Annotated in this window: 15 protein-coding genes and 1 other annotated feature; of the genes, 14 read left to right on the forward strand and 1 reads right to left on the reverse strand. The window is 35.0% G+C overall.

Going from position 1 to position 15,713, the window contains the following annotated elements:
• Nucleotides 1-43: 43 nt before the first annotated feature.
• On the reverse strand, nucleotides 44-2,170 hold the full coding sequence (locus Q0410_RS00180) for a metallophosphoesterase (protein WP_299031406.1): 2,127 nt from the start codon (nucleotides 2,168-2,170) through the stop codon (nucleotides 44-46).
• Between the two features lie 125 nt (nucleotides 2,171-2,295).
• Nucleotides 2,296-2,509: a binding site (T-box leader), on the forward strand.
• A 38-nt stretch (nucleotides 2,510-2,547) separates the two neighbouring features.
• On the opposite strand from Q0410_RS00180, the gene Q0410_RS00185 reads away from it, so the two are divergent.
• The 14 genes from Q0410_RS00185 (at nucleotide 2,548) to Q0410_RS00250 (ending at nucleotide 15,712) form a co-directional block, all read left to right on the forward strand.
• Entirely contained in the window at nucleotides 2,548-2,760 is a 213-nt protein-coding gene (locus Q0410_RS00185; RefSeq protein WP_299031409.1) for a hypothetical protein, read from the forward strand.
• A 10-nt stretch (nucleotides 2,761-2,770) separates the two neighbouring features.
• Entirely contained in the window at nucleotides 2,771-3,835 is a 1,065-nt protein-coding gene (locus tag Q0410_RS00190; RefSeq protein WP_299031411.1) for an ABC transporter substrate-binding protein, read from the forward strand.
• Between the two features lie 5 nt (nucleotides 3,836-3,840).
• A complete protein-coding gene (locus Q0410_RS00195) occupies nucleotides 3,841-4,857 on the forward strand; it encodes an ABC transporter permease (protein ID WP_299031414.1) in 1,017 nt (338 codons plus the stop codon).
• Nucleotides 4,857-5,600, forward strand: coding sequence for an ABC transporter ATP-binding protein (locus Q0410_RS00200; protein ID WP_299031417.1), 744 nt, complete (start codon nucleotides 4,857-4,859; stop codon nucleotides 5,598-5,600). Before Q0410_RS00195 ends, Q0410_RS00200 begins: the two co-directional genes overlap by 1 nt.
• 185 nt (nucleotides 5,601-5,785) lie before the next feature.
• Nucleotides 5,786-6,994, forward strand: a complete 1,209-nt coding sequence (locus Q0410_RS00205) for an ammonia-forming cytochrome c nitrite reductase subunit c552 (protein ID WP_299031420.1) — start codon at nucleotides 5,786-5,788, stop codon at nucleotides 6,992-6,994.
• Between the two features lie 48 nt (nucleotides 6,995-7,042).
• The gene (locus tag Q0410_RS00210; protein ID WP_299031423.1) at nucleotides 7,043-8,317 is read left to right on the forward strand and encodes a cytochrome c biogenesis protein ResB; all 1,275 of its coding nucleotides are present in this window, start codon (nucleotides 7,043-7,045) and stop codon (nucleotides 8,315-8,317) included.
• Nucleotides 8,317-9,138: a c-type cytochrome biogenesis protein CcsB gene (gene ccsB / locus Q0410_RS00215; protein WP_299031426.1), complete on the forward strand. Its 822-nt coding sequence runs from the start codon at nucleotides 8,317-8,319 to the stop codon at nucleotides 9,136-9,138. The genes Q0410_RS00210 and ccsB overlap by 1 nt, the downstream gene beginning before the upstream one ends.
• Nucleotides 9,131-9,697, forward strand: coding sequence for a hypothetical protein (locus tag Q0410_RS00220; protein ID WP_299031429.1), 567 nt, complete (start codon nucleotides 9,131-9,133; stop codon nucleotides 9,695-9,697). Before ccsB ends, Q0410_RS00220 begins: the two co-directional genes overlap by 8 nt.
• Nucleotides 9,698-9,787: 90 nt before the next feature.
• Entirely contained in the window at nucleotides 9,788-10,687 is a 900-nt protein-coding gene (locus tag Q0410_RS00225) for a DUF2232 domain-containing protein (RefSeq protein WP_299031431.1), read from the forward strand.
• A complete protein-coding gene (locus Q0410_RS00230; RefSeq protein WP_299031434.1) occupies nucleotides 10,677-12,686 on the forward strand; it encodes a DHH family phosphoesterase in 2,010 nt (669 codons plus the stop codon). Before Q0410_RS00225 ends, Q0410_RS00230 begins: the two co-directional genes overlap by 11 nt.
• Nucleotides 12,664-13,113, forward strand: coding sequence for a 50S ribosomal protein L9 (gene rplI / locus Q0410_RS00235; RefSeq protein WP_299031437.1), 450 nt, complete (start codon nucleotides 12,664-12,666; stop codon nucleotides 13,111-13,113). Before Q0410_RS00230 ends, rplI begins: the two co-directional genes overlap by 23 nt.
• Entirely contained in the window at nucleotides 13,113-14,444 is a 1,332-nt protein-coding gene (gene dnaB / locus Q0410_RS00240) for a replicative DNA helicase (protein ID WP_299031440.1), read from the forward strand. Before rplI ends, dnaB begins: the two co-directional genes overlap by 1 nt.
• On the forward strand, nucleotides 14,437-14,991 hold the full coding sequence (locus Q0410_RS00245) for a GNAT family N-acetyltransferase (protein WP_299031443.1): 555 nt from the start codon (nucleotides 14,437-14,439) through the stop codon (nucleotides 14,989-14,991). The genes dnaB and Q0410_RS00245 overlap by 8 nt, the downstream gene beginning before the upstream one ends.
• Nucleotides 14,972-15,712, forward strand: coding sequence for a DnaD domain-containing protein (locus Q0410_RS00250; RefSeq protein ID WP_299031447.1), 741 nt, complete (start codon nucleotides 14,972-14,974; stop codon nucleotides 15,710-15,712). The genes Q0410_RS00245 and Q0410_RS00250 overlap by 20 nt, the downstream gene beginning before the upstream one ends.
• Nucleotide 15,713 lies beyond the last annotated feature (1 nt).

Raw genomic sequence — 15,713 nt, forward strand, 5'->3', positions numbered from 1 at the left:
AAAACAAGCCTTGGTAAAATTTTACAAGGCTTGTTTTTTATCTTTAATTATCGCTATCATGAAATTCGATGTAGTTGAAGTAATAATCTATATCATTGTCTGTATCGTTTTGGTAGATTTTTGCCATATCTTCATTCATCTCACCAATCATATCAGTTATAAACTTTCTTAAAGATTTTTGACCAAACATCTTATCGGACATATCCATTTTAAATCTTCTAACTGCCTTAGAATGGAGAATTTTTTTGGCTAGGTCAACCCCACTTATAGAGGATTTTTTAGTAATAAACCTTGAAAAGAAATTTAATAGGTCTTTAAGATTATCAACTCTTCGCCTTATATACTTGTAGCTAAGGTTTGAGCTAAAGCCCTGGGTTTTTATCAGGTCATCATAAAACCTATTTTTTGATCCATACTTAATAAACTTAATATTTTCTGTCACATAGTCGAAGGCTTCGTTTATTTCATCAGCTGCAAAGTCTAAAGTTTCATCTATAATATCGTAGGAACTGTCATTTAACTTATCTATCATATCAGTGACATACTTTGGTCTTTCTATGTCATTTGACTTATATTGGTAGATGAAATTAGAAAAATCGTAAAATGTGTGCCCATCCTCATCTATAGGCATCTTAAAAATTTTGTTTAAAATTTTTTCTATAAAGTAAATCATAAGGGGTGGGTAGAAGATATCTCTTTCAACCTGCCTAAAAATCACATCTAGGGCCTCTTCTATGTCTTTTGACCTCATGATAATTTTATTGCCTAGGGCACTTATCAAAAGAAAATGATAACCGTCTCTTTTTGTAAGGTTGATATTTCCTACAAAGGATTTTTTTATAGGAAATTTATTCCTTATCATAGGAAAAACTACCTGGTCCATATAGCCAGTATAAGGAAGGTTAAACTTGGTATTAGAATTTATTTGATCTATTATTTCTTTTTTGATACCAAGATTTTCAAGTTTTGGGTTATTAGCTTGGATCCTAATGTAGTTTGAGATGACTTCCCTAAGGGAAAGTTGATTTTCTAGCGTATGCAGAGAAGCATCTTTTACTTCTATGAAGTTTTTATTTTCATCCTTATAGGTAAAATCCCTTATTAGTTCAGTTTTAATTACTATTTCAAAGCCACTAATAGTTCCAGATTTATTTTCTATTTTTAGGTGCCTGATTGGAAGGGGATAGGTAATTGTTGATCCAGTTTGGATATCATAAATTTCGTTACCCTCTTCAGATACAAACTTAGCTGTGCCATTTTCATGGAGGTGGCCGGTAAATAAAAATTTCACCCCATTATCAGCTAATACCTCAATTGGAGTCTTATTATTTAGCCTAGGATCCTTATCTTCAATTTTTTCCTTGTATTCTTTAATAATAAAGGGCGAAAAGACCAATTCTTGGTTTCTAAAATTTGGTATAAAGGCGTGGTGGCTTACAGCTACAACCATATCGTCCCTAGCCTTAGCCTCGTCAATTTTTTCTACAATCCACCTTAGTTGGTCCTTAGAAATTGAACCAATAACATTATTTACCCCGTCCCTATGGCCCTGCTCTCTATCTGCGCTATAGATTGAAGAGTCAATCATTATAATAGTTAGGCCGTTTTTATAGTTAAAATCTTTTTTTACCCTGGCTACATAAGATAGGTAACCATTGGCATAGTAAGAATATTTTTCCTCTCTAGAATATTTTTCATTGACCTCTTTTAGGTAGGATTTAAAAATGCTTGAATCTTTATAAAATTCTAGGTTAGAAGAGTCTTTGTAGATGAAATCATAAATTTCTAGGAAATCTTTGGGACTAGTTGCCTGCACTTTGACATCGTTTTTATAATCGTAGGCTCTTTTTGAATTCATATCGTGGTTACCTGGGATTAGGAAAATTTTTCTCTTAGGATCTTTTTCCTGCCATTTTTTAAGTAGCTTAGAAGCTTTTTTGTTGCTTATAAGTTCTCCTTCTTTAGTGATATCTCCCGAGAGAATCAAAAATTGAGTCTGGGCATCATCTACCATACTTAGGGCCTTTTTAAAAAGTGATTCGCTTTCTACGACAAGTTTTCTTTCAACTTTTAGTTCTTTTCTTAAACTTTCAGTGTCAGCAATTAGGGACTCATCTAGAAGGTGGGGGTCTGAAATTATTGACACGTCAAAATCTTTAATATTATCCATATCTTCCTCTTTGTTAGTTCTACAATCATTATACTAAATGCTTTTAAATTTACACTAGTAAAAATATATCCTAGTAACTTGCACGGAATTAAAAAAGCTAGTATACTTAAAAACATGAATAGTAATAAAAGATTTTGAAAAGAAAAGTACAAGCCTAACGAAGCTTACAGAGAGGGTCTAAGCTGAGAAAACCCAGCCAAGTTTGCTTGGAAGTGCATCTTTGAATCTTCTAGCTGACTAATTAGGCTGGGACAGTGCGAGTGTTATATCGCAAATAAGATTTCTAGATATTTCTAGGAATGAACTTAGGTGGAAACACGGGTAAACCTCGTCCTATATGGACGGGGTTTTTTATGTCTAAAAACAAGGAAGGTTTTATGAAAATTAAAAAGATTTTACCTATGGTAACAAGTTTATTAGTGCTTACTGCCTGTTCTACTTCTAAAGTAGAACAAAATACAAGACCAATAAAAGCAGAGGCTATTTCTCATTATAATAAAGAAATAGAGTTTCAGGAAGAAGAAATAATTGATTTTAGTGACCCAAATTTTGATATAGAAAATATTGAATACGATTCATGCTGTAAATAAGGAGAAAATTATGAAAAACAAAAAAACTATAGCCCTATTACTTTTAGCAAGCTTAAGCCTTAGTGCTTGTGTAAAAAATGGAGAAGAAGCTCCAGTAAAAGAAACTACTGAAATAAGCGAAGAAAACCTAGCGGAAAAAGACCACTTTATAGAAGATGAAGAAAGATATGGTTCAACAATAAGGATAGGTTTTGACGGAGACCTTTGTATAGCTGGTCAAAATATGGCTGAGATTGAAGGATACTTCAAGGAAAATAACATAGATGTAGAATTTGTAAATACCAAATCAGGCAAGGATGCCCTAGGTAGTGGACAAATCGATGTAATGACAGGTGAGTTCGGAGGTCTATTAGTACCAGCGACCAAGGGACTTAACTACGTCTTTTCAACAGCTAGCCACTCAGGATGTAAGTCACTTTATGTATTAAATGAAAGCAGCTATCAAGAAACTTCTGACCTAGTAAATGAAGATATAGCAGTAACAAATGGTATAGGTAACAGTGGTCATAACACCCTTTTAAGATTTTTAGTTCATGATGATGTAAATCCAGATGATGTAAATATAAAACCAGTGGACCCAGCTGCAGTTATCCAAGCCCTTGAAAGTGGGGAGATAAAGGGAGCAGTCCTTGATGATCAATTTGCCCAAGAATTTTTAAAGTCAGGCAAGATTAGACCAATTAGGTCCCTAACAGAAGATGAGGACTTCAAAAAAGAAGTTTGCTGTGTAACAGCCTTTAACAAGGACTTCGTTGACAAAAACCCTATGCTTGCAGAACTTATAGCAGAACAAATTGAAAAGGGGAACCAATTTGTAGCAGCAAATTCAAAGGAGGCTGTAGAAAAACTCCAAGCTAAAAACCTAGCTTCAGGTGATCCAGAAGTAGCAGCCAACCTCCTAAAGGCCTATGACTACAAATTAAATAATGAAGATGGTCTAAATACAATTAGAACCTACTTTGATGACTACAAAAAACTAGGTCTTGTAGATGATTCTAAGTCAACAGATGAATATGTAGAAAATTACTGGAGACCACTAGGAAATGGAGAAGTAAGTATAAAAGAAGGGAAGTAAGAAATATGGAATCTTCAAAAATATCTCAAGAAAATCTCACCAAGAATGAGCTAAAAAAAATAGAGGGAGATCACAAAAAGACTAGCCCTATAAAGTTATTTATTCCCCTAATTTTTGCCATCCTTGCTATACTTGAATATATATTTATTCCAAACTTTGACCCAGCTAGCAAGGCAAGTGGGCTTTATGTAAAATTTATTCTAGTTCTAATAGGTATTTACCTATTAGAATTAGTTATATCAGTAAAGTTTGAGAAAATAAAAGCAAGGTTAAGCTACAACTGGCCCCTATATACTGGTATATTTGTAATCCTAATAGTCTTTGATATTCTAACCTTAAAAACAAATATCTTAAAACTTCCATACTTCCCATGGCTTGATATGATCCTAAACTCTATGGCAGCAGATAAGGCCTATCTTTTAGAGTCGGTTATATCATCCCTTAAGCTTTTATTTACAGGATATATAATAGGATCGCTTTTGGGGATAATTACAGGTATCCTTGCAGGTTATTTTGAAGCGGTAAACTATTGGGTGGACCCTATCTTAAAACTTTTAGGTCCTATCCCAACAACAACTTGGCTACCAGTAGTTATGGTACTTGCCATAAACCTCTTCCAAGGAGCTGTATTTATAATAGCCCTAGGGGTTTGGTTTCAAGTTAGTCTTTCAACTATAACAGGTATTAGAAATGTAGACCCAGCCTACTATGATGCAGCACAGACTCTTGGGGCAAGTAATAGTCAAATGGTTAGAAAAATTGCTATACCATCAGCTAGTCCAAATATCTTCCAAGGCCTAGTTTCGGCTATGAGTGCAGCTTGTAATGCCCTAATAGTTGCTGAGATGATGGGTGTAGAATCAGGTCTTGGTTGGTATATTACCTGGAAAAGCTCATGGGCAGATTATTCAGCCATGTACGGAGCTATAATCCTTTTAGCTATTACCTTTATTATAGTAAATATCTTGATAAAGAAAATTAGCGATAGGGTTCTTATCTGGAAGAAGGAAGGAGTAAACTAATGAGTGAATTAATCTTAAAAGATGTTGGAAAATTATTTCCAAGGGCGGATGAAAACGGCCTAACCCATGCCATCGCCGATGTAAACTTTGTCGCAAAAGATGGGGAGTTTATATCCATAGTTGGTCCTTCAGGTTGTGGTAAATCTACCTTGCTAAGGCTTATAGCAGGTCTAATAAAACCTAGCTTTGGTTTTTTAAAACTAGATGGACAAGAGATAGTAGATCCTTCTATAAATAGGGGCATGGTCTTTCAAAAGCCCAATCTCTTTCCTTGGCTTACTGTAAAAGAAAATGTATCTTTTGCAAGTGATCTTAGAAAAGAAACTGATGAAATAGCAGTAGATAAGCTAATCCATAAGGTTGGCCTTGATGATTTTAAAGACCTTTATCCAAGTGCCCTATCAGGAGGCATGGCCCAAAGAGTATCTCTCATAAGAACTCTTATTAATAAGCCTGAAATAATGCTTCTTGACGAACCCCTTGGTGCCCTAGATGCCTTTACCAGGATGAACATGCAGGACTTAATCCTAGACCTTTGGAGTGAAGAAAAAAACTTAAATATAATGGTAACCCACGATGTAGATGAGGCTATCTATATGTCAACTAAGGTTATTATTATGCAGGCAAATCCAGGTAGGGTTAAGGACATAGTAGATATAGACTTAGACTATCCAAGACAAAGAACAAGTGAGAAATTTACCAGGTATAGAAATGAAATACTAGCATCATTAAATATTGATTAGAAAAAACGCAGGTTTAAGACTTGCGTTTTTTTAATATATTTTATCTAACTTTTAAATAAGGTTATATAGTCTAATATGAGGGTGGAAAAGCTTTGCTTGTAAATTTTCTAAAAATAGTTTATAATTGATATAAAGAATAGGTATAATTTACTTATATTACCTAGGAAAAATTTTAGGAGGGAAAGATGAATAAGAAGCTTATGGGGGCCATCTCTGCCTTTATCTTAGCTGTATCTCTAAGTTCATGCGGTGGTGATACAGAGATAAAATCTGCAGAAGACTATAAAGATACATATCCAGATGTTTATGCAACATATCAGGCAAATGCAGATATGAGCGAAACCAAATTTGGTGGTTCAGTCCAGGTTGACTACTTAGAAGAGCATCCAAACTTAAAAACATATTATGACGGTTATGGTTTTGCTAAGCAATACGACAGGGCTAGGGGACACGTTTATGCTCTAGAAGATGTAATAAATACTAAAAGACCAAAGGCTGGTGCATCATGCTTAGCATGTAAGACTATAGACTTTGTAGATGCCCTTGAAAAAGACGGGGTAGATGTAAATGCCATTGATTTTGATGAGTTTGTCGCAGATCATCCAAAGATGGAAACTATTTCTTGTTATGACTGCCATATGGATGATTTAGGCAAGATTCAAGTAACCAGAGATCACTTCCAAAAGGCTATTGACGAAGGTTATGTAAATGGAAATAATGCTAAGCTAGAAAGTCTAGCCTGTGCCCAATGCCACGTTGAATATTATATGGATCCTGAGACTAAGGAAGTAATATTACCTTATAAATATGGTTTTGAAACTGATGATATGCTAGAATACTATGATGAGATAGATTTTGCTGACTGGGAACACCCACAAACAGGTGCTAAACTACTTAAGGCCCAACACCCAGAGTTTGAAACTATGATGGGTTCAGCCCATGATTCTGCTGGCCTATCCTGTATAGACTGCCACATGCCAGTAGTTGAAAATGAAAAGGGTGAGAAATTTAAGTCTCACCACTGGACAAGTCCACTTAAGTCAAAAGAAGGTATTAAAAACTCTTGCCTATCTTGCCACGCAGGAAAGAGCGAGGATGAGATGATATCTTGGGTTGAAGAAGTTCAACAAGGTGTTTATGACAGGACTAACGAAGTAAGTGACAAACTTAAAGAATTTGTAGATCTTTTAGCTAAACATATAGAAAAAGGTGACCTATCTGATGAAGATAAGGCAGAGCTTCAGCATATTCACAGACATGCTCAATTTAAATGGGACTTTGTTTGGGTAGAAAATGGAGAAGGATTCCACAACTCAAAGAAAGCCCACCAAAACTTAGATGAAGCTGAAGAGTTAGTTGACCAAGGTCTAGAAATTTTAAATAAGTACGAATAAAGAAAGCCAAGAGGGACTCTTCGGAGTCCTTTTGCTTTAAGGAAGTTTATGAAAGAAAAAATTAAAAAAATATTTAAAAGTTTTTACTCAATGAAGACGGGGATAATTCTTTTGGTTGTAATTGCCCTTTTATCGGTAATTGGAACAGTAATTCCCCAGGGAAATCCAGAAGAGTTTTATCTTCATTCCTATAGTAATTTTTGGGCGAAGTTAATCCTTGCTTGTGACTTTGACAAGGTCTTTTATGCTTGGTGGTATATCTTAATAACTGGTCTTCTTTTGATAAATTTATTCTTATGTAGTGTAAATCGTTTTAAGATAATTTTTGAAAAATCCTTTAAGGAACCAGAAATAGGTCCAAAACTAAAAAATTATAAGTCTTGGATTAGGGTTAAGGACGATGACCTTTCAATTTTTAAAAAGCTAAATATTAGAACTTATAAAAAGACTGAAATTGATGGTAAGGACGTCTACTATGCCTTTGATGGTAAGATTGGCCATATGGGTTCTTGGTTAACCCACTTATCTCTAATCATTATAATCCTAGCCTTTGGCTACGGTAGGTACCAGGGTTTTGAAGAATTTGTCCACGGAGTACCGGGCAGTGTAATGGAGCTTACAAACTCTGATTATAAGATAAAAGTTGACCAATATGATGTAATGTTTAGGGAAGACTACACAGTTGAACAGTATATTACCAGCCTTTCAATCCTCGATAAGGACAACAAAGAAATTGATAAGGGGGTGGCTATGGTAAATAAGCCTTTTAGGTTTAAAGACTTCAACGTCTACCAAAATTCGACAGGTTGGGCCTACGATGCCTTGCTTTTTAAAGGCGAAAAGCTTTTTGAAGATAGGCTAATGTACAAAGGAGATGTCTTTGTTGCAGATGATAAAAAAATAGCCCTACAATTTGTAGATTTTTATCCGGATTTTGATGAAGAATCCATGATGAAACCTAGGACTAAGTCACCATTTTTAAACCATCCTGTTTCCCTATATGCCCTATATTATGATGGGATTAGGGTTGATATGGGACTTAATCATCCAGGGGATCCTATAAAATGGGAAGATTACACCTTCGTGATAAGAGATCCACAGATGTTTACCCTTGTCCAAGTAGCTAGAGACCCTGCAACACCTATTGCACTTTTTGGGGCAGCCTTGCTAATGTTAGGCCTATTTTTAGCCTTTTATGTAAACCCTAGAGAAGTTATCTTAGTAAGGGATGAAGACTGTGATTATCTTCACATAAGACAAGCTAAACATGATAAGCTTCATAGCAAAAAATATGAAAAAATAATTGGAGAGATTAGACTATAATGAACTTACTAAAAGTAGAAAATATATTATTTTATATAAGTCTTTTTGGCTACCTGGTATCCATGGGACTATTTATACTATTATTTGTAAATAAGACTGAAAAATGGGGACTTAGGGGCAAAAATGTTCTGATTGTTGCATTTATCGCCCACACCCTTGCTCTTGGCGTAAGGTGGGTAAATGCAGGCAGGATTCCACTTTCAAACCAATACGAATTTGCCACAGCCTTTGCCTGGGGAGTAGCCCTTTGCTATTTGATTTTTGAAAGAAAATACAAGCTTTTGGCCATGGGTACCTTTGTCACCCCAATCCTATTTTTAATTATAGGTTATGCTGCCATGCGTGATAGGACAGTAAGACCACTGATGCCAGCCCTTGATTCTAAGTGGCTTGCAGTCCACGTTTCTCTTGCCATCCTATCCTATGGAGCCTTTGCGGTAGCAGCTGGTATATCAGCTATGTACCTAATGAGAGATTGGTTTAGCAAGGACTCATTTTTCTCAAAATCTATGGCAGAAAAAGACCAACTAGATCTAATAGCCTATAGGATTATAGCCTTTGGTTATATCTTCCTATCACTTGTAATGATAACTGGTGCTATTTGGGCAGAATCAGCCTGGGGTAGGTACTGGGCTTGGGATCCTAAGGAAACTTGGTCCTTTATAACCTGGATAATCTATTCAATCTACCTTCACCTAAGAAGGTCAAGAGGTTGGGAGGGAAAAAGAGCAGCAGTTTTTGCTATTGTAGGATTTATCTGCGTAATTTTTACCTATGTAGGAGTAAATACCCTCCTTCCATCACTACATTCTTATGCCTAAAAAGAAGATAAATAGATTTAGGATAAAGGATATAAGTTTTATGGCCATATCCCTAGCCATGATGTATGTTTTTGGCAAAATGCTTTATATACTAAGTAGGTTTTTTCCTATACCAGGGTCTAGGGTGCTATTTACTACACCACTTTTTACCTTTGTCTTAACAGCAGCTGTTTTAAAAACGAAAAAAATTGGAACTATATCAATAATCATGGGCCTTTTGGCCCTAATTTTATTGAGGTTATCTATATTTGGAGCTTTGGCTGTAGGCCTTGCTGGCCTTTTAACAGACTTAACTACCTTGGTTTTAATAAAATCCTATACTGACTATAAGTCTATTTATAGGACTCTAGCCTTTCATAGTTTTTATTCTATTTGGACTTCTTATCTTATAATTAGTCTATTTATAGAAAACTCATCCTTTGTTTTGGGAAATATCTTTGTAGTCCTACTTGTGTCAATAATTTTATATATAATAGCTTACTATATTTCAAAGGCATCAATAAGACTCTTTGAATCAAGAAAGCTACTAGATAAAAAGACCCATAGTTTTAGGGACTAGGTGGTTAAGAAGCCTTATGATATTGTTAAAATTCCTTTTTAAAGTAGAATAGTATAGATAAAAATTATTTGATTTTTATATGGAGATTTTATGACATTGACAAAACATATTAATAAGATTATGGAAGTTATTTTTGTCATAGCCCTAAGCTTAATTTGCTTATTCATATCTCAAAAAAGTCCAATATTTATTGGAGTGATTCCGATAACATTTGCACTATTTTACTTTAATGAAGGGACTTTAAGTTATTTATTGGGGGCTTTTGGCACCTACTTTGTAGGCCTAATCTTTGCTAGTAGGGAAGATCTTTTTACAAGTCTTATCCCACTTTTACTTATAGGCTTAAGTTTAATCATCCTAGTTAGCCTTAAATTCTCTGCAAGAGTAGAAATAATAACGACTTTTATTATTACTAGTCTTATATTTATATTTATCTATAAGTATACTATGCTAGTAGATGGTCTTGATATAAATAGCCTTGCGCTTAATTTAAAGGAGAATTTTGAAGAGATTTATTCCTATGATTTAGACCTTGATATATTAAGGCTTACAGCTAGCCTATATCCAGCCATAATAGGATGGGTATCAATGCTTTATTCGGTAATTTCTATAAAAATCATTAGAAATTACCTAGCTAATAAAAGCGAAGCTTATACTGATATAAAAAACCTTGATGAGCTTAGGATGAGCCCCAAGGATTTACTAATTATATTAGCAGTAAGTCTAGTTATTTTTTATTTGGGCAAGTTTTTTGGAATCAAAGATCTTTACCTAGTAGGCAACTTACTATTAATTATTATGATGTTTTTTGCAATAAATGGAGCAAGTCTTTTAGACTTCATGCTTAAAAAATCAAGCCTACCCCTAACTAGGGCCTTTCAATGGTTTTTTATGCTGATTTTAATCCAGGTTTTGCTTATACCACTGATAATATTAGGAATAGCTGACGTATTTATTGATTTTAGAGCAAGGAGGAAAAATGAAAAATAACGAAAAGTTTATTAGCATGGCTAATATAGTTTTGATAATGGCCTTTCCCCTACTTGCATCTATAGTAGTTTTCTACTATAACCAACCCCTAGGGGCCTTAGGATTTGTAGTATCAATAATTTTGTTTTTGTTTTTAAAAAGCATAAATTCAACTAAGGCAAAAGAGCTTCAGAAGTATGTGGATGATGTATCCTTTTCTTTTGATTCTATTACAAAAAATGTAGTCTTTGAAATGCCCTTTCCTATAGCTATAGTAGAAGAAAATAGGAAGATAAAGTGGCATAACTCATTTTTTAGGGACCTATTTCCAAATAGGACCCTCATAGGTGAAAAAATAGATGATCTTATTCCAGACTTTTCAGAAATAGAGTTTAATGATGAAGAAATAAGGACATCTAAAAATGTGTCTATATCAGATAAGGTAATCCAGTTTTATTACTCAACTATATTTGAACCTGACCACAAAAACAGCCAAACATTTTTGTATGGAGTAGATAATACCTATGATGAGTCTATAAAAAAACTCTTTAAAAATAAGAGACTAGTCTTCTACTCAGTCTTTATAGATAACTATGAGGATATAAGAAACTCAGCTAGTTCTGACCTTAGACCTCAGGTCCTAGGGGAAATTGATAAGGTTATAAATGAATACTTCAAAAAGTATAAATGTCTAATTAGAAAATATGAAAACGACAGGTTTATGATCCTAAGTGAGTTTCAAGACTATAGAAAGATCCACGATGATAAGTTTTCTATCCTTGATAAGGTAAGGGATATAGAAAAGGGAAACTCTTTGCCACCAACCCTATCAATTGGTGTAGGTATAGCAGGAGCAAACCCTTCTGAGATATATTCTGACTCAAGAGATGCTATAAATATTGCCCTATCACGTGGGGGAGATCAGACAGTTGTCAAGCTTGAAGATAACTACGAGTACTTTGGAGGTAAGACTAAGGCAATAGAAAAAACCTCAAAAGTTAGGTCTAGGGTTATATCCCAAGCCCTAAAGAGAATGATGCAATCAAGTCCTGTAATATTTATAATGGGACATAATAACCCAGACATGGACTCTTTTGGTTCAGCCTTAGGAGTATATGAAGCAGCCAGATCAATGGATAAGGAAGCCTATATTATTTTAAATGAAGTAACCAAACCTATTGAAAATATGTATGCAAGGGTGAGCGAAGAATTAGAAGAGTTAAAGGATAATATCCTTACAGAAGATGAAGCTTTAAAGAGAGTTAATCAAGCTTCTTTAATAATTGTTACAGATAACCACAGAAAAAATTCAACTGAAGGTCCAGCCTTACTTGATAAGACTGATAATATCTTTATCATAGACCACCACAGAAGAGGTAAGGACTATATAAAAAATGCAACCATTTCCTATATAGAACCCTACGCCTCATCCGCATCAGAGCTTGTTACAGAGATTTTATCCTACTTAGATGAAAACTTTAAGGCAAGGACTGCTGTTGCAGAATCACTTCTGGCAGGTATAACAGTTGATACGAAAAATTTTGTCTACCAAACTGGGGTCAGAACCTTTGAAGCAGCCTCTGTTCTTAAAAGATGGGGGGCAGATTCAGTTTACATCAAGAGGATGTTTAAGGATGACTTTGAGATTGTAAAATATAAATCAGAGGTAATAGCAGATTCATTTATAGTAAACGACTTTATAGCCGTAGCCCATTTTAATAGGGAAATTGATGGATCTACCCTGATAGCTAGCCAAGCTGCAGATGATCTTTTAAATATAAAGGGAGTTAAGGCAAGCTTTGTCCTAACCAGGGCTAATAATAAAATTCATATCTCAGGTAGAAGCTTAGGCGATATATCGGTACAATTAATACTAGAGCGCATTGGAGGTGGCGGACACTTAACAGCCGCAGCTACCCAATTAGATATGAGCATGGAAAATGCTGAAAAAATGTTAAGAAAAGCTATTATTGAATATATAAGAGAGGAAGAAAAAAATGAAAGTAATACTAACAGATAATATTGTAAGAGTTGGAGTTAAGGGAGACCTTGTAGATGTAAAACCAGGATACTTTAGAAACTACCTCAATCCACAAGGTAAGGCTGTAAAAGCTACAAAAGAAAATATGGCAGAACTTGAAAAAATGAGAGAAAAACTTAAGAAAGAAGAAGCTCAAAACAGAAAAGAAGCTGAAGCTCTTAAGGAAAAAATCGAAGCTCTAACACTTGAACAAAGAGTAAGAGTTGGAGAAGACAGAAAACTATTTGGTTCTGTAACAAATAAAGACCTTGCAGAAGCCCTAGCTGAAGAAGGAATTGAAATCGATAGAAAGAGAATCGAAGATGTAGAAAAAATCGACGGAGTCGGTGAATTCGTAATAAACGCTAGACTATACGAAGGAGTTAACGCAGACCTTAAAGTTAACGTAGTTGCTGAGGTAGAATAATGACAGATGGCTTAAGGCCATTACCTTATGATTTCTTAGCAGAACAGGCTATTATTGGTTGTATATTAAGTAAAAATGAAACCTTTGATAGTGCAAATCAAATTATAAAACCTGTAGACTTTTATGACTCGAGAACGCAAAGGATATATAAGTCCATAGTAGGGATGTTTGAAAAAGACATTAAAGTAGACTATGTATCACTTATATCCCAGCTTTCGAGCGAAAATATATTACAAGAAGTTGGAGGGGAGGAGTTTATCACTGAGATTACCCTCTCCTCATTTTATACTCCAAATATCGAAACTTATTGTAAATCTGTCAAAGAAAAGTCTCTTCTAAGAAGTCTTATTGGGGCAAGTGAGGATATAATCGACTCATCCTATAAGCAAACGGATGATGTAAGTGATATCCTTGCGATCGCAGAAAATAAAATCTTTGAGATATCCCAAGATAGTCACAACCAAGGACTAGTAAGGGTAGCTGACACCATGGATGATACCCTTAGGCAGATAAATGAATTAACCCTAGCAGATGGAAAAATAACTGGAGTATCAACAGGGCTTGATGTAGTAGATAATAAACTATCAGGTCTTCAAAATTCTCAGCTAATTCTCCTTGCGGCAAGGCCAGCCATGGGTAAGACAGCCCTAGGCCTAACTATGGCTTGGAATGCTGCGAGAAATGGCAAGTCTGTTGCTTTTTTCTCCCTTGAGATGTCTATCTACCAACTTAACCAAAGACTCTTATCCATGGTAAGTCTTGTAGGTCTAGAGTCAATTATAAATGGTTCAATAAGAGATGATGATTGGACACTTTTAATAGATGCTACTAAAAAAATAGTCGAAACTGACCTCTATGTTGACGAAACACCAGGTATTAGGCTATCAGAAATGAAGTCTAAGCTTAAAAGACTAAAGGCAGAACGTGGCCTTGACCTAGTAGTAATAGACTACCTACAACTAATGCAGGCAGATGGTAGGCAAGAAAATAGGCAAAATGAGATTGCCTCTATTTCTAGAGGTCTTAAATCCTTATCTAAGGAATTAAACTGTCCAATATTATCCCTAGCCCAGCTTTCAAGAGAGGCTGATAAGAGGGCTGATCACAGGCCAATCCTATCAGACCTAAGAGAGTCAGGGGCCATAGAACAGGATGCTGACGTAGTTATGCTCCTATATAGGGAAGACTATTATGATGAGGAAGTAGAACCTAACCAGGCCAAGGTTATCTTTGCCAAGCACAGAAATGGTGCGACAGGGACCGTGGACTTATTTTTTAATAAACAATGCACAACTTTCACAGACCTATCACTAAGAGATGAAAATGCCTAGGATATATTTAGATAATATAGATAATAAGTCAGCCCATGAGCTTCAAAATTGGGGGATTTTTAGTGATCCTAGGCTCGTTGGCTATAATTATGGCAACCTAACAGATTTTGAAATCAAACTCTGGCAGGGTACTATTTCTATGCCCAATAAAAGATATTTTGCTGTAAGAAGGGTCTTTGATGATCGTTTTATAGGTTTTATAGGGCTTAAAAATATAAATCCAATCCTAAGAAGGGCCAAGCTAGGAATAGTTTTTGACCCTAATTTTGTTTCCCAAGGTTATGGGTATGAATCGGTCATGGCTATAATGAAGGTATTTTTTGAGGAAATGGGCTATAGGACCCTAACCCTAGATGTGAATAAATTTAATAAAAGAGCCCTTAGTCTATATGAAAAATGTGGATTTAAGGTAAGCTCATACACAAGAGAAGTTTTTGAAAACCAGGATATAGAGATAGATGAGAGATATTTTGAAAAATCTCACGGCCTAATTTATTCTAAGATAATAAATATGAAAATAAGTAAGGATGATTATTATGAACTTTGAAATGCAAGAATTGAAATTAGATATGGGTACAACTCCATTTGAAAATATGTTTTTAAATACCTATCTTCAAATGGCTGATGGTGATGCTATCAAGGTTTATCTATTAATCTATAAGGAAATATACGACAAGCAAAGTGTAGATGTGGCAAAGATTAAACGCCAGTTAAACTTTGATGATAAAAGATTTGAGGAAGCAGTTAGTTTTTGGATAAATATGGGCATTTTTAGGGAAAAAAGAAGGTCTGACGGATCGACTTATATAGAAATAGTATCCCTAAGACAAATGTACTTTGGAGAAAGTAGTCAGGCTTCATCAAATGAGATTAATTTTGATAAGGCCCAAAGAAAATCAATAATGTTTGAAAATGTCGAAAGAATTATTGCTAGAAAACTTACTCCTGCAGATATAACAAGGATACACGAAACCCTCGGCGAATACGACCAAGAACCAGAGCTTGTAACAGAAGCCTTTAGACAGGCAAGGGAAGCTGGAAACGTAGACGTAAAATATGTCATGGGCTATCTAAAATCTTGGCGAGATATGGGCATAACTAGCCTAAATGAGCTAAGAATGAAGGAAGAAAGAGATAAACTTAAAAGATCAACTAGTGTTAGGACCTATAGGAAAAAGTCAGATCCTAAAAAAACAAGTGATGGCATGTCTATAGCAGAGAAAGCAAGACGCAAGAGACTTAAAAGATTGAATGATCTGGAGGATTAGT

The sequence above is a fragment of the uncultured Anaerococcus sp. genome (assembly GCF_937934665.1).
Classification (GTDB): domain Bacteria; phylum Bacillota; class Clostridia; order Tissierellales; family Peptoniphilaceae; genus Anaerococcus.